This window comes from Microbacterium dextranolyticum (genome assembly GCF_016907295.1).
In the GTDB taxonomy this organism is placed as follows: Bacteria; Actinomycetota; Actinomycetes; order Actinomycetales; family Microbacteriaceae; genus Microbacterium; species Microbacterium dextranolyticum.
Map to the genome: position 1 here is coordinate 1,959,019 of NZ_JAFBBR010000001.1, position 14,184 is coordinate 1,973,202.

A 14,184-nucleotide genomic window follows, 5' to 3' on the forward strand; every position below is an offset into this window, starting at 1 on the left:
ATCGAAGCGTGAACCGCACCGTCGACGTCGCGGCCGGCCTGCAGCGTCGGCGCACCGTGAGCCTCGTGGCCGCGTGCGTCGCGGCCGGGTTCGCGGTGTCGGCGATCGCCGTGCTGATGGCTCTGGCGGTTTCCGGCGCCGACGTGTCGTGGCCCGCCGTGTCGGTGTTCTGTGCGGGCGCCGTGGCGACCGTCACGGTCACGGGCTTCGTCACGTGGCATCTGGCCGTTCCGCCGTACGGCGACGCCGCGAACGATGTCGCCGACTCGGCCATAGAGGCCCAGCGCCGGCTGCTCGACGACGTCCGCCACGAGCTGAAGACCCCCATCACGATCGTGCGTGGCCACCTCGAGGTGATGGATCCGCGCGACCCCGACGATGTCGCCGCGACGCGCGCGCTGGGCATCGAGGAGCTCGACCGCATGACCCGGTTGGTGGGCGACATCGACCTGCTCGCCAGCGTCGAGTCCGACGGGTTCACGGTCGACGACGTCGACCTCGAGCATCTCACCGAACGCGTGTTCGGGCTCGTCGGGGTCATCCCCGATCATGCCTGGCATCTCGAACAGATGGCACGCGGCGTGATCCGCGGCGATCGCGACCGGCTGGTGCAGGCGTGGTTGCAACTGGCAGACAACGCCGCGAAGTACACGCCGGCGGGCACGCCGATCGAGATCGGCAGCGCGCTGTACGCCTCGGGCGTGCAGTTCTGGGTGCGAGACCACGGCCACGGCATCCCCTCCGCGATGCGGCACCGCGTCTTCCGCCGCTTCGATCGCGGCGCAGGAAGTCGCACGGTGGGCGGGTCGGGGCTCGGCCTGGCCATCGTCGACACGATCGCGAAGGCGCACGGCGGGCGATGCCACGTCGGCGACACGCCGGGCGGCGGTGCGACGTTCACGCTCGACATCCCGCTCGCAACGTCAGCCACCCTGCCCGCGCCGGTCCGCGCGGGCGATGTCCTGCTGCAGCGGGAGGCCATCGGATGACCCGCATCCTCGTCGTCGACGACGAACCTCACATCGTCTCTCTCATCGAGCGAGCCCTGCATTCGGAGGGGTACGACACCGCCTCGGCGGCCGATGGGCCGCAGGCGCTCGATCTGGCCCAGGAAGGCGGCATCGACCTCCTCATCCTCGACGTCGGCCTGCCCACGCTCGACGGATTCGAGGTGCTGCGAACGCTCCGATCGGCGGGGCACCGGATGCCGGTGATCATGCTCACTGCGCGCACGTCGACGCGCGACACCGTGGACGGCCTCGATGCCGGTGCGAGCGACTACATGCCCAAGCCCTTCTCGGTCGCAGAGCTGCTGGCGCGCGTGCGCTCGCGCCTGCGCGATCGCGCCGAGGCGACGGAGGCTGTGCTCACCCACGCCGACGTGTCCCTCGATCTGCTGTCGCGCCGGGCGAGCGTCGCGGACGAGCACGTCGAGCTGTCGGCACGCGAGTTCGCCCTGGCAGAGCAGTTCCTGCGCCATCCCGGTCGCGTCCTGACCCGCGAGATGCTGCTGAGCCGGGTTTGGGGCATGGACTTCGACCCCGGCTCGAACGTGGTCGACGTGTACGTGCGGTACCTCCGCACCAAACTGGGGTCGGCGCACATCGTCACCGTGCGCGGCGAGGGCTACCGCTGGGACTGACGGGGAAACCCCGTACAAGGCGCGCCCCGGCATCCGTTTCTCGAGGGATGCCGGGGCGCGCCCGGGTGCTCAGCTGAGTTCGCCCTGTTCGAGCAGATCGGTCACGAGCGCGGCGATCGCGGAACGCTCGGAACGCGTCAGCGTGACGTGCCCGAACAGGCCATGACCCTTCAACGTCTCGATCACCGAGGCGATGCCGTCATGGCGTCCCACGCGGAGGTTGTCGCGCTGGCCGACGTCGTGCGTGAGGACCACGCGCGAGTTCTGACCCATGCGACTCAGCACGGTGAGCAGGACGTTGCGCTCCAGCGACTGCGCCTCATCGACGATCACGAACGCGTCGTGCAACGAGCGACCGCGGATGTGTGTGAGGGGCATGACCTCGAGCATCCCGCGTTCGGCCACCTCGTCGAGGACATTGCCCGAGACGACCGACCCTAGCGTGTCGAACACCGCCTGCCCCCACGGGCTCATCTTCTCGGCCTGGTCGCCGGGGAGGTACCCGAGCTCCTGGCCGCCGACGGCGAAGAGGGGACGGAAGACGATGATCTTCTTCTGCTGCTGGCGCTCGAGCACTGCTTCGAGTCCGGCGCACAGCGCGAGGGCGGACTTTCCGGTGCCGGCACGGCCGCCGAGCGACACGATGCCGACCTCGGGGTCGAGCAGCAGATCGATCGCGATCCGCTGCTCGGCCGAGCGCCCATGCAGACCGAACACCTCGCGATCGCCGCGGACGAGCTTATACCCGCCGTCGCCGGTCACGCGTCCGAGAGCGGACCCGCGCTCGGAATGGATGACGAGCCCCGTGTTGACAGGAAGGCCGCGCACCTGCTCGCTTGCGGCCACCTCGCTCTCGTACAGATCACTGATGTCATCGCCCGAGACATCGATGTCGGCGATGCCGGTCCATCCGCTGTCCACGGCCTGCTCGGCCAGGTACTCCTCGGCATTGATCCCGAGAGAGGCCGCTTTCACGCGCATGGGCAGGTCCTTCGAGACGACCGTGACCTCCTGGCCGTCCGAGGCGAGGTTCGCCGCGACGGCGAGGATCCGGGTGTCGTTGTCGCTCAGTCGCAATCCTGTCGGCAGCACCGAGGCATCCGTGTTCGCGAGTTCGACGCGCAGCGTGCCTCCCTCGCCGACCGGAACGGGGAAATCGAGACGGCCGTGCTCGACCCGAAGCTCGTCGAGGTGTCGCAGCGCCTGGCGGGCGAAGTAGCCGAGCTCGGGATCGTGGCGCTTGCTCTCGAGCTCGCTGATCACCACCACCGGGACGACGACGGAGTGCTCGGCGAAGCGGAAGAATGCGCGCGGATCACTGAGGAGGACGGACGTGTCGAGCACATAGGTGCGCAGGTCCTGATCCACCTCCGAGTCCCGCTCGATGCTCAGCTGCTGCTCTGGAACTCGTGTGGTCACAACCCACTCCCGCCCCGGGTGGATCACCCGGCAGTCTCGAGTCGACCAGGGCCACGAGTCGTGGAGAGGCCGACTCGATCGGGCTCCTTGCCCGATGTGATGACCGTACGTCGCCGGCAGGGAACGTGTCGCGCCCGACACGCCGCCGAGCGGTTGCGCGCAGGTTAAATCTGCACGGACTCGCGGTGCTCGTCGTCGCCCGATACGTCGGCGTCGGACTCGCCGTCACTGTGGACGATGAGCGGTACGTCCGCGCCAGAGGACGCGTCCGAGGCATACGGGTCGGTGTCGTCCTCGACCGTCGCGATCACGACCTCGGCCGTGTCGCTGGCGGCGATCTCCACCTGAGCGATGTTCCCGTCGAAGGCGACGGCCTCATCGGACTGTTCGGGCGTGCCGTCGTCGGTCGCATCGCTCGGACGTGCCAGCAGAGCATCCTCCTCGGGGATCTCGATCGTGAAGACCTCGGAAGCGCTCGGGTCGGGTCCCCGTTCGGCGCTGAAGTCGATGGCCACGACCCGACGAGCCGCGGCGTCGGCGAGAGCTGCACCCAGCAGGTCGATGCTCGCCGATCCGCTGCCCAGATGGGTGGACACGCGGATACTGGACCCCCGCGCGGTGACGGTCACACCGTGGTTGGCGAAGGCGGCCGCCAATGCCGCGGCGTCGGCGGGGTCGGGAAGGAGAGCGACGATGCCCGCGTGGGCGTCGCGCGGCGTGAGCACGGGCACACCGAACGCGTCGGCGAGGGAGATGACGTCGCGGGCGCGATCACGCACGTGCGCCGCGACATCCGCGACGCCGACGTCGAGCAACTCCCGCAGTGACGCCGCGAGCCGCGAGGCCGCGAGCGGGTCGGAGGGAGCGACGGAGTACGCCGCAGCGCCCTCGCGCGGGGCGGGAAGACCGAGGGTGCCCGCATCGCCCACCATTCCGGAGATTCCCGACAGGACGGGGACGATGCGCTCCCGCGCCCGGGGTGAGAACCGGGCGAACCCGGTGCCGCGCCCGGCGCGCAGCCACTTGTAGCCGTTTCCGACGACGACATCGGCGAGCCCCCAGTCGACGTCGACGACGCCGAAGGCCTGGATGGCGTCGACGATCAGCAGACGGTCGCCGATCGCCTCGCGCAGCCCCGCCAGATCGACGAGCGCACCGGTGCGGAAGTCGACCAGACTCAGGGCGACCGCCGTGACGTCGTCGGTGAGCGCGGCAGCGACGTTCTCGACGCGGACGATGCCGTCGGGCGGATCGATCTCGCGCACCGTGAGCACACCGCGCGCCTCGGCGGCGCGCCCCGCGGCGACACGTACGGCGGGGAACTCCCGCGCCGGCACGAGCACGGTGCCGGCGAGACCGAACAGGGCATGACTGAGGCCGTGGGTCGTGGACGGCTGGAGCACGATCTCGTCGGCGGGGAGCTCCATCAGCCGGCCCAGCAGCTCGCGCGCCTCGGCGGTGCGGTCGCTGACCAGGTCGATGCCGGAGGGACGACCCGTGCCGAGCATCTCGGCGTCGGCGTGCATCTCGGCGCGCACCGCAGGCGAAAGCGGACCGAAGCGCGCCCAATCCAGATACCCCGGCGCGACGTCGCCGAACGAATCGATCATCGATTCCAGTTCACTCACCGGTACATTCTGACACGCGTGTCATACCCTGCCGCGGCCGGCACCGATCCGCGCGCCGACGAGGTCGTGTCAACCGCCGTAGCGCCGATCGCGTGTGGCGTAGTCGCGGATCGCCCGCAGGAAGTCGACCTCACGCAGATCGGGACCGAGCGCTTCGACGAAATAGAACTCCGAGTGCGCCGACTGCCACAGCAGAAAGTCGCTGAGCCGTTGCTCTCCCGAGGTCCGGATGACGAGATCGGGGTCGGGCTGTCCCCCGGTGTAAAGATGCTCGCCGATCTGCTCGGGCGTGAGGCTCGCCGCGAGTTCTTCGAGAGATCCGCCGTCGCGCTGATGCTGCGTGATGATGCTGCGGACGGCATCGACGATCTCGCCCCGACCGCCGTAGCCGACCGCCAGGTTGACGTGCAGCCCGGTGTTGCCCCGAGTGCGGCCCTCCGCGTCGGCGAGCACACGGGCGAGCTCGGGGGGAAGGCCGGTCGAGCGGCCGACGTGCTGCACCCGCCAGCCCGGTTCGAGCGAGAGCTCGTCGGCGAGCTCGGCGATGATCTCGATGAGGTCCGAGAGCTCTTGGGAGTCGCGTTTGCGGAGGTTGTCGTGCGAGAGCAGGTAGAGCGAGACGACGCGGATGCCGAGGGCATCGCACCAGCGCAGGAACTCGTGCATCTTCGCCGCACCGGCGCGGTGCCCGTCGGCGACCGTCGCAAGGCCCGCCTGGCGCGCCCATCGCCGGTTGCCGTCGATCATCATGGCCACGTGGTGGGGCACCGTCGCATCGGTCAGCTGGCGCCGCAGGTGCGAACTGTAGAGCCGGTAGAGGAACCCTCTGCCCTCACCCGAACGCGTCGCTGTCACAGCCCCTAGGCTATCGCGCGCGCACACCCGCTCCCCGTATGTGCGCTCCGGAATGCCCATCGGTCTAGGCTCGGCTCTGTGCCCGAGAACATCCCCGCTGAGGGCGTCGACATGCCGCAGTTGCCGCTGATCGAGGCGGCCTCCGTCGATGCGCACGTCGAACTCAAGCCCACGTGGCGCGGATGGATCCACGCGGCGACCTTCCCCATCGCGATCGCGGCGGGAATCGTGCTGATCGTCCTCGCCGACGGTGCGCCCGCGAAGTGGGCCTCCGCCGTGTTCATGGCGACCTCGGTACTGCTGTTCGGAAACTCCGCGCTGTATCACCGCTTCCACTGGGGCCCGACGACCAAGGCCGTCCTCAAGCGGATCGACCACGCGAACATCATGCTGCTGATCGCCGGCACCTACACACCGATCGCGACGCTCGCCCTGCCCCCGCAGAAGGGTCTGCTGCTGCTCGTGCTCGTGTGGGCGGGAGCACTGCTGGGCATCCTGTTCCGCGTCTTCTGGATCGGCGCCCCGCGCTGGCTCTACGTCGCGCTGTATCTGTTGCTGGGCTGGGCGGCCGTCATGTACCTCGTCGATCTCCTGCAGGCGAGTGTCGCCATGATGGTGCTCGTCGTCGTCGGCGGTCTGCTCTACACGGGTGGGGCGATCTGTTACGCGCTCAAGCGTCCGAACCCGTGGCCCGGGCACTTCGGGTTCCACGAGATCTTCCACGTCTGCACGGTGCTCGCCTTCCTCTGCCACTGGACGGCGTGCCTGCTCATCGCCCTCGACCCGGTCGTGCCGTCGCTCGGCGCGGCGGGCTGACCGGGCCCCATGGGCTGAGACGGCGCCGTCCGCTCCGCGCTCGCGTGGCGTGGTTCAGGCCCGCGGGCGGTCCTCCGTCGACGCGCTCGGCGCACCGGCATCCGGGTCGATGTCCTGGTCGTCGACCTCGCTGTCTCGCACAGCGGCATCGGCCTGGGCTTCAGCCTCGGCGTCGAGCTGTTCGTTGACGTCGGCGCGGTAGCCGGCGCGACGGATGCGGCGAAGCATGTCGATCAGCAGGAAGACCACGATGACGGCGATGACGGCGATCGCGACGAAACCCACGAATCCCGGGGTGACCGCGTCGGGGTCGACCGTCATCGAGGGCGACGGCGTCGCGAGCCCCAGGCCCCGGCCCTCGCCGGCGATCCACGTGGCGGCGGTGGAGAGAGTCAGCATCGTTCCTCGGTTCGTCATTCGTCGGTCGTCGTTCGCCGGGCGTGCGCGTTCGGCGTAGCCTGGAAGTCCAGCCTAGATCTCTCCCCCGCATCGGATCCGACATGACCACTGCGCCGCCGACCAGCGACCTCTCCGACGAGGTCCGCGCCGAGCTCGACGATCGGTACGGCAGGCGCACGAGCGGCCCGCGGAGGCGGTGGGCGTGGATCGTCACGGGTGCCGTCGCCGTCGCCCTCGTCGGGTATTTCGGATGGAGCACCGTGGCGCAGTCGATCGATGCCGTCGATGTCGACAACACCGCCTTCCGGCTGATCGATCCGCACACGGTATCCGTCGAGTTCCAGGTGACGCTCCGCCGGGGCGCCGCCGTCACCTGCGCCATCGAAGCACAGGACACCGATCACGGAATCGTCGGATGGCGGATCGTGCAGTACCCCGCCGACGATGCGCACAGCCGTCGCTTCACCGAGACGATCCCCACCGTCGCCGAGGCGACGACCGGGTTGGCGACTTCCTGCTGGATCCCGTAGGCTGGCCGGATATGACGCGCCCCGGCAGACGCCGGGGCGTTCGGTTTACCCCGGACGAGACCCACAAGGAGACACGCGTGGCCGAGAACACCGACACCTTCCTCACCCAGGATGCCTACGACCGGCTCGCTGCGGAGCTCGAGCACCTCTCGACAACGGGTCGCACCGAGATCGCGGCCCGCATCGAGGCGGCACGCGAAGAGGGCGACCTCAAGGAGAACGGCGGCTACCACGCGGCCAAGGACGAGCAGGGCAAGCAGGAGGCGCGCATCCGCACCCTCCAGGCGCTTCTGAAGGATGCCGTCGTCGGCGAGGCACCCGAGGCCGACGGCGTGGTGCGCAGCGGCACCGTCGTGACGGCGGTCGTCGCGGGCGGAGAAGAGGTCTTCCTGCTCGGCAGTCGCGAGATCGCCGCCGGCTCGGAGCTCGACGTGTACAGCGAGGCATCCCCCCTCGGCGCGGCGATCCTCGGCCTCGCGGAGGGCGAGACGTCGAGCTACACCGCTCCGAACGGGCGCGAGATCTCGGTCGAGATCGTGAAGGTCGAGACCTACACCGGCCAGTGATCGAGCCGCACTGATCGTGCAGCTCGTGGGGGCGTTCGCAGTCGCACGGTGAACGCCCCGGAGAACGGGTGCGCGCACGGTGCGGACCGCAACGGTCATCGGATGGGTGAGGACGCCGCACGTCCGCAGCCAGGCGCGATGCGCCGCGGTGTCAGTCCTGCACCACGCGCGGAGCGAAACCCGCGTCCTCGAGCACATGGATGACGTGCGCCCGGTGCTCCTCGCCACGTGTCTCGACGCTCAGCTGCAGGATGACGTCGCTGATCTGCAACCCCTGCCCATGACGGGTGTGCATCGCTTCGGTGACATTCGCCCCGGCCTTCGCGAGGAGCTCCGACACACGGGCGAGCTGTCCCGGGCGGTCGGGCAACGGGATCTGCAGGGTCATGTAGCGACCGGATGCGGCGAGCCCGTGCGCGACCACGCGCTGCAGCAGCAGCGGATCGATGTTGCCGCCCGAGAGGACGACGGCCGTCGGTCCGTTCGCGGTGATCTTGCCGGCGAGGATCGCCGCGACGCCGACGGCGCCCGCCGGCTCGACGACCTGCTTCGCGCGCTCCAGCAGCACGAGCAGTGCGCGCGCGATGTCGTCATCACTGACGGTGACGACCTCGTCGACGAGCTCCTTGATCACCGCGAAGGGCACGTCGCCCGGGCGTGCGACCGCGATGCCGTCCGCGATCGTCGGGGTCGTGGCGACTTGCAGCGGCTCACCCGCCGCAAGCGATGAGGGGTAGGCGGCGGAGTTCTCCGCCTGCACGCCGATGATGCGGACGGTACGCCCCTCGGCGGCGGCACGAGCCTTGACGGCGGCGGCGACGCCTGCGATGAGGCCGCCCCCGCCGATGCCGAGCACCACCGTGTCAAGGTCGGGGATGGCGTCCCACAGCTCCAGGCCGAGCGTCCCCTGCCCGATGATGACGTCGCGGTGGTCGAACGGGTGGATCAGCACCGCTCCGGTGCGTTCGGCGAACTCGGCCGCGAGGCGCAGCGGCGTCTCGACCGTCTCGCCGTCGAGGACGACCTCGGCGCCGTACCCCCTCGTCGCGAGGAGCTTCGGCACGGGCACACCGAGCGGCATGAAGATCGTCGCGGGGATGCCGAGCTTCTGCGCGGCCGAGGCGACGCCCTGCGCGTGATTGCCCGCGGATGCCGCGACGACCCCGCGCGCGCGCTCGTCTGCGGTCAGACGCGAAAGACGGTAGGTCGCGCCTCGGATCTTGAACGAGCCGGTGCGCTGCAGGTTCTCGAGCTTGAGGTGCACGGGCGCGCCGAGCACGTCGGTGAGGTGCTCGGACACGTCGAACGGGGTCTGGACGATGACGTCGCGAAGGACGGCGGCGGCGTCCTCGAACTCCGCCAGGGTGGGGATGGTCACGCGGGGTTCCTCCTGCTGCGGGGGACGGTGCTCCAGATGAGATCCGGCGTGGGCGCGGGCGCGCCCCGGGTGTGCCGGGTGGAGAGATGGACGGCCACGACGTTGACGAATGCGGCGAGCGGTACGGCGAACAACGCCCCGGGAATGCCGGCGATCATCGCGCCGCCCGCGACGACGAGGACGACGGCGAGGGGATGGACCTTGACGGCCGAGCCCATGAGCAGAGGCTGCAGCACGTGCCCCTCGAGCTGCTGGACGCCGAGGATGACGACGAGCATCCAGAGTGCGATCCAGGGCCCGTTGTACACGAGGGCGAGGAACACCGCGAGCGACCCGGTGATGATCGCCCCGACGAAGGGGACGAATGCGCCGAGGAAGACGAGCACGCCGACAGGGATGGCGAGGGGGACGCCGAGCAGGAAGGCGCCCAGGCCGATGCCGACGGCATCGATCGTTGCGACGAGCAACTGCGTGCGCGCGTAGGTGACGACGGTCGCCCAGCCGGCACGGCCGGCACCGTCGACATCGTGGCGGGCTCGGCGCGGGAACAGGCGCACTACCCAGCGCCAGATCCCTCCGCCGTCGGCGAGGGTGCACAGCAGGATGAACAGGGCGAGCACGGCCCCGGTGGCGACGTGGCCGACGGTGGATCCGATGACGAGGGCGCCCGACCAGAGCACCTCGACCTGTTGCTGGAGCAGCGACCACGCCTGGCCGAGCAGCTGATCGATCTGCGCGGCGGTGAGGTGCAGCGGGCCGTCGATGAGGTACTGGCGCAGCTGCTCCACGGCCTCGAGAGTGCGCACGCGCACACTCCCCCATTCGCGCGTGATCTGCCAGACCGCGAGCCACAGCAGACCACCGACGACGGCGAACGTGCCGAGGACGGCGATCACGACGGCGAGCCAGCGCGGAACTCCCTTGCGCAGCAGCCAGGTGAACGCGGGCCACAGCAGGGCGGTGACGAGGATCGACACGAGCAACGGCACGACGAGGAGCTTCAGCTGAATGACGAGCCAGACGAGGATGCCCGCCGCCACGGCGATCACGACGAAGCGCCATGCATAGGCGGTCGCGATGCGCAGGCCTCGCGGGAGACCGTCGGTCACCTCGTTGCTGACGGTCCGGGTGCGCAGCGCGTCGAAGAACGTTCCGCGCGGGCGCTCCCCCGCGGCCTCGGCTTCACGAGAGGTGCGGCCACCACTGCCGGAGTCGACGCCGCTCATCCCGCCAGTCTAGGACGGGACATATGCCGCCCGCGTCACGGGTGGTCAGAACTGGATGCGCGGGGGCTCGGCGATCGCGACACCGCCGGTGACCTCGAAGAACTCGCGCTCGTGGAAGCCGAGGTTGCGGGCGAAGAGGTTGTTGGGGAACACCTTGATCTTCGTGTTGAGCTCGCGCACTCCGCCGTTGTAGAAGCGGCGGGATGCCTGGATCTTGTCCTCGGTGTCGACGACCGACTGCTGCAGCTGCAGGAAGTTCTGGCTGGCCTGCAGCTGCGGGTACGCCTCGGCGACCGCGAACAGCGACTTGAGCGCCTGCTGCATGTGTCCCTCCGCGACGCCCGCTTCGGCGGGTGACGAGGCGCCGATGGTCTCGGCGCGGGCGCGGGTGACGTTCTCGAAGACGGCCTTCTCGTGCGCCGCGTAGCCCTTGACCGTCTCAATGAGGTTCGGCAGCAGGTCGGCGCGGCGCTTCAGCTGCACGGTGATGTCGCTCCATGCCTCGTCGACGCGCACGTTGAGCGCGACGAGCGAGTTGTACGTCGCCCACAGATAGACGCCGACGATCACCACCAACGCGACCACGATCAGAACCGGGATCAGCCACGCCATGTCCATTAGGACCCCCCTCGATGCTGTGATCAGCCTATCCGTCCGCTCATGCGTGGTTCGGCACGCACAGACGTACTCTCAGCGGTTACTCACCGAGCACGCGAGCGAGGTAGGGATTGCGGAACGCGCGGCGCGGGTCGAGGCGATCCCGCAGAGCGACGAAGTCGTCGAAGCGCGGGTAGCGTTCGCGCAGGCGCGTGGCATCCAGCGTGTGCATCTTGCCCCAGTGCGGGCGCCCGCCGTGGGCGAGAGCGACCTCTTCGACCGCGGCGAAGTACGCCGACGGATCGGCGCGCCAGTAGCGGTGGACGGCGATGTAACCGCTCGGTCTGCCGGAGGCGGTGGAGAGCCACAGATCGTCGGCGGACGCGGTGCGCACCTCGACGGGGAACTCGATGCGCCATCCGTTCTCGACGATGACGCGCTGCACGTCGCGGAACGCAGCGCCGAGCCGGTCGAGGGGAACGGCGTACTCCATCTCGCGGAAGCGCACGCCGCGACGGGTGGTGAAGACGCGATGCGACACGTCGGAGAATGTGCGGTCGCCCCAGACCCGGGCCGAGACGCGGTTGATGACGGGCACCGCGACGGGCAGTGCGCGCCCGACGCTGCAGACAGCCTGATGCACGACATTGCCGACGACAACGTCGTCGACGAAGCGAGCGGCCGCGGACAGCGGCGCGGTGGGTGCGTCCGCGCCGAGGCGGGTGTGGGTCTTGGTGAGGGCGACGTCGGTGTGCGGGAACCAGTAGAACTCCATGTGGTCGGCCTCGGCCGTCCGCAGCGGCAAGTCGTCGAGGACGACGTCGAGAGGCTCGGGGCGCTCGACGGCCGCGAGCCCGAACGCCGGCACGCACTGGACCGTGACGTCGACCAGGACCCCGAGAGCACCGAGCCCGAGAGCGACCGCGGGCAGGAGATCCGGCTCGTTGTCCTCGTTGATCGCGAGGAGGTCGCCGTCGGCAGTGACGAGGGTGGCCGCGACGATCTGCGTCGCCAGGCCGCCGAAGCGCACTCCGGTACCGTGCGTGCCCGTGGAGATCGCTCCCGAGATCGACTGGCGGTCGATGTCGCCGAGGTTCGCCATGGCGAGTCCGTACGGCGCGAGCAGCGCCGGAATGCGGTGCAGGCGGGTGCCGGCGAGCATGCGCGCCCGCCCGCGCTCGCGATCGACCGAGACGAGACCGCTGAGCTCGCTGAGATCGAGCAGCGTGCCGGGCGCGACGGCGATCCCCGAGAAGCTGTGGCCCGTGCCCACTGCTTTGATCGGGCGACCGCGTGTCGCCGCGGAGCGCACCGAGCGGCGCACCGCCTCGATCGTGGACGGATACTCGACGAGCTGCGGGCGCACGCTCTCGGTGCGCGCCCAGTTCTGCCATCTGCCGCCGGGCCTGGTCACAGGAACGCCTTTCCCTCACCGCGATACGTCACCGCCTCGCCCACCGGGTGCTCGCCGGAGGTGAGGAGGTAGCGGTCGACGCGCTCGGAGAGCTCGCCGCTCTTGGCGTGGCGGAACCACACGCGGTCGCCGATCGCGAGCGCCCGGGCCGCGTCACCGTGAAGGGGCGTCTGCACCTCGCCGGCACCTTCGCGGGCGAGCGTGCGCAGCCCGGCCGGCCATACGGGTAGCGGCTGGCGCGACGGCAGCGGTGGCCCCGATGCGATCCATCCACCGCCGAGGACGGTGGCGGTGTCGGATGCCGGGCGGCGCACCACGTCGAGTGAGAAGGCCGCCGCCGGTGCGGGAGCGAAAGCGCGATAGAGGTCGAAGAGGTGTCCGGCGAGAAGTCCGCTGCCGGCCGTGGACTCGGTGACGGCGAGGTCGGATGCCGTCACCTCGAGGGAACCCGTGCCGCCGCCGTTGACGAACTCGAGTTCGGTGACCTCACGGAGTGCGGCGACGATGGCGGCGCGGCGCTCGAGGAGTTCCTGTCCTGATCGACGTTGCATCCACCGGATCGCGGCGTCGCCGGAACCGGTGTCGTCGGGCTGGCCGGCGATCTGCGCTTCGTACATCATGAGCCCGACGAGGCGGAAACCCGCCCGTGCCGCGATGCCGCGCCCCAGTCGCGCGACCTCGGCGGGATCGTGAACGGGCGAGCGGCGGACGCCGATGCGGCCGAGTACGGGCGCGCGCCACGAGGCATCCGCATCGATCGCGACGCGCAGCTCGGCCCGTGAGCCGGGCGCGGCGACCGCGTCGATGAGGTCGAGCTGGGCCAGGTCGTCGACCATGAGCGTGATGCGCGCGGCTTTCGCCTCGTCTCGCGCGAGCGTACCCAGCGCCGCGCGGTCGACCGTCGGATACCCGAGCACGATGTCGTCATGCCTGTCGGCGAGCCAGAGCGCTTCGGGCAGGGTGAAGGCGAGGATGCCACGGTATCCCGGCACGGCGAGCGTGGCATCCAGCACCTCGCGGATTCGGATCGACTTGCTCGCGACGCGGATCGGGACGCCGCCGGAGCGAACGACGAGATCAAGCGCGTTGTAGCGCAGGGCGTCGACGTCGATCGCGGCGACGGGGCCCGATTCTCCCGCGATCGCCGCCGCGCGAGCGCGCCAGTACGCGGCGGGGTCGTCGACCCACGGCCGCGCCGAGCGGGTCGGGACGGTCGATTCGGCGAGCAGGTCGATACTCATGGCCCTCCTTCGCGCGGGTGTGCTCAGCCTAGTGAGCCACGGCACGTCGGTGACGGGTCACCGCTGGCGCGCGGAGCGCTTCTCACCGCGAGGCACCCACCTCCACCACATGATGTGGTAATCACCCTGCTCCACGTCGAAGATGCGGCCGCACACCGTGCATTCGCACGCGTAAGTCATCGACCATCCCGGCTCGCTCGTCGAGAGGATGCGCACATGGCCCGCGACCATGGTGTTCGAAAAGCTCGTCTAGCCTGGCCGGCCACTCCCGTCGGCCTCCGGGAGCGAAGCGCGCATCGGGCTCGTGCCCGCCGTGGTGTCGGCCGGCGCGGCGCGACGGCGATCACTGCGTACCCCCGGACGGACTCGAACCGACACTGAAGCGATTTTAAGTCGCCTGCCTCTGCCATTGGGCTACGGGGGCCCTCCCCCAGGGTAATGCGCCCGGATGCGACGAACCCCCGCCGCCGACT

At 69.9% G+C, this 14,184-nt stretch carries 14 protein-coding genes and 1 tRNA gene; 5 read left to right on the top strand and 10 right to left on the bottom strand.

All coding sequences use genetic code 11. From position 1 onward, the window contains the following. The first annotated feature begins 8 nt into the window (after window positions 1-8). Complete coding sequence (locus JOE64_RS09085) at window positions 9-989, top strand: sensor histidine kinase (protein ID WP_271202525.1); 981 nt, start codon at window positions 9-11, stop codon at window positions 987-989. Next, window positions 986-1,642, top strand: coding sequence for a response regulator transcription factor (locus JOE64_RS09090; protein ID WP_204963955.1), 657 nt, complete (start codon window positions 986-988; stop codon window positions 1,640-1,642). The genes JOE64_RS09085 and JOE64_RS09090 overlap by 4 nt, the downstream gene beginning before the upstream one ends. Before the next feature lie 69 nt (window positions 1,643-1,711). Here the strand turns inward: JOE64_RS09090 and phoH2 are convergent, their stop codons facing one another. The 3 genes from phoH2 to JOE64_RS09105 all read right to left on the bottom strand — a co-directional run bounded on the left by phoH2 (window position 1,712) and on the right by JOE64_RS09105 (window position 5,544). After that, window positions 1,712-3,061 (bottom strand): RNA 5'-3' helicase PhoH2, encoded by a 1,350-nt coding sequence (gene phoH2 / locus JOE64_RS09095; protein WP_204963956.1) that lies wholly within the window; start codon window positions 3,059-3,061, stop codon window positions 1,712-1,714. Window positions 3,062-3,225: 164 nt separating this feature from the next. Next, window positions 3,226-4,689 (bottom strand): aminotransferase class V-fold PLP-dependent enzyme, encoded by a 1,464-nt coding sequence (locus JOE64_RS09100; RefSeq protein WP_271202524.1) that lies wholly within the window; start codon window positions 4,687-4,689, stop codon window positions 3,226-3,228. Between the two features lie 69 nt (window positions 4,690-4,758). Then, the gene (locus JOE64_RS09105) at window positions 4,759-5,544 is read right to left on the bottom strand and encodes an isoprenyl transferase (RefSeq protein ID WP_271202523.1); all 786 of its coding nucleotides are present in this window, start codon (window positions 5,542-5,544) and stop codon (window positions 4,759-4,761) included. A 111-nt stretch (window positions 5,545-5,655) separates the two neighbouring features. On the opposite strand from JOE64_RS09105, the gene trhA reads away from it, so the two are divergent. Continuing rightward, a complete protein-coding gene (trhA, locus tag JOE64_RS09110; protein WP_204965030.1) occupies window positions 5,656-6,360 on the top strand; it encodes a PAQR family membrane homeostasis protein TrhA in 705 nt (234 codons plus the stop codon). Window positions 6,361-6,414: 54 nt separating this feature from the next. Here trhA and JOE64_RS09115 read toward each other — a convergent pair whose 3' ends face one another. Then, window positions 6,415-6,759 (bottom strand): hypothetical protein, encoded by a 345-nt coding sequence (locus JOE64_RS09115; protein WP_204963958.1) that lies wholly within the window; start codon window positions 6,757-6,759, stop codon window positions 6,415-6,417. 101 nt (window positions 6,760-6,860) lie between these two features. On the opposite strand from JOE64_RS09115, the gene JOE64_RS09120 reads away from it, so the two are divergent. Together JOE64_RS09120 and greA are read left to right on the top strand one after the other, a co-directional pair. Further along, a complete protein-coding gene (locus JOE64_RS09120) occupies window positions 6,861-7,289 on the top strand; it encodes a DUF4307 domain-containing protein (RefSeq protein WP_204963959.1) in 429 nt (142 codons plus the stop codon). A gap of 77 nt (window positions 7,290-7,366) precedes the next feature. After that, complete coding sequence (gene greA, locus JOE64_RS09125) at window positions 7,367-7,855, top strand: transcription elongation factor GreA (protein ID WP_204963960.1); 489 nt, start codon at window positions 7,367-7,369, stop codon at window positions 7,853-7,855. A 151-nt stretch (window positions 7,856-8,006) separates the two neighbouring features. On the opposite strand, the gene ilvA is transcribed toward greA, so the two are convergent. The 6 genes from ilvA to JOE64_RS09155 form a co-directional block, all read right to left on the bottom strand. Continuing rightward, entirely contained in the window at window positions 8,007-9,233 is a 1,227-nt protein-coding gene (ilvA, locus tag JOE64_RS09130) for a threonine ammonia-lyase (RefSeq protein WP_204963961.1), read from the bottom strand. Then, entirely contained in the window at window positions 9,230-10,459 is a 1,230-nt protein-coding gene (locus tag JOE64_RS09135; RefSeq protein ID WP_204963962.1) for an AI-2E family transporter, read from the bottom strand. Before JOE64_RS09135 ends, ilvA begins: the two co-directional genes overlap by 4 nt. 45 nt (window positions 10,460-10,504) lie before the next feature. Continuing rightward, window positions 10,505-11,071 carry a LemA family protein gene (locus tag JOE64_RS09140; protein ID WP_204963963.1) on the bottom strand — a complete coding sequence of 189 codons (567 nt, stop codon included), beginning with the start codon at window positions 11,069-11,071 and terminating at the stop codon, window positions 10,505-10,507. 85 nt (window positions 11,072-11,156) lie between these two features. Next, window positions 11,157-12,470: a D-arabinono-1,4-lactone oxidase gene (locus JOE64_RS09145; RefSeq protein ID WP_204963964.1), complete on the bottom strand. Its 1,314-nt coding sequence runs from the start codon at window positions 12,468-12,470 to the stop codon at window positions 11,157-11,159. Beyond that, window positions 12,467-13,711 carry an alanine racemase gene (locus JOE64_RS09150; RefSeq protein WP_204963965.1) on the bottom strand — a complete coding sequence of 415 codons (1,245 nt, stop codon included), beginning with the start codon at window positions 13,709-13,711 and terminating at the stop codon, window positions 12,467-12,469. The genes JOE64_RS09145 and JOE64_RS09150 overlap by 4 nt, the downstream gene beginning before the upstream one ends. A gap of 351 nt (window positions 13,712-14,062) precedes the next feature. Then, window positions 14,063-14,135: transfer RNA gene (locus JOE64_RS09155), tRNA-Leu, on the bottom strand. Window positions 14,136-14,184: the final 49 nt, after the last annotated feature.

What these genes read in the sequence shown, in the direction of transcription:
- JOE64_RS09140 (WP_204963963.1), bottom strand. Translation starts at nt 11,071, where the DNA reads ATGGCGTGGCTGATCCCGGTTCTGATCGTGGTCGCGTTGGTGGTGATC.
- JOE64_RS09120 (WP_204963959.1), top strand. Translation starts at nt 6,861, where the DNA reads ATGACCACTGCGCCGCCGACCAGCGACCTCTCCGACGAGGTCCGCGCC.
- JOE64_RS09135 (WP_204963962.1), bottom strand. Translation starts at nt 10,459, where the DNA reads ATGAGCGGCGTCGACTCCGGCAGTGGTGGCCGCACCTCTCGTGAAGCC.
- JOE64_RS09090 (WP_204963955.1), top strand. Translation starts at nt 986, where the DNA reads ATGACCCGCATCCTCGTCGTCGACGACGAACCTCACATCGTCTCTCTC.
- trhA (WP_204965030.1), top strand. Translation starts at nt 5,656, where the DNA reads ATGCCGCAGTTGCCGCTGATCGAGGCGGCCTCCGTCGATGCGCACGTC.
- JOE64_RS09115 (WP_204963958.1), bottom strand. Translation starts at nt 6,759, where the DNA reads ATGCTGACTCTCTCCACCGCCGCCACGTGGATCGCCGGCGAGGGCCGG.
- JOE64_RS09150 (WP_204963965.1), bottom strand. Translation starts at nt 13,711, where the DNA reads ATGAGTATCGACCTGCTCGCCGAATCGACCGTCCCGACCCGCTCGGCG.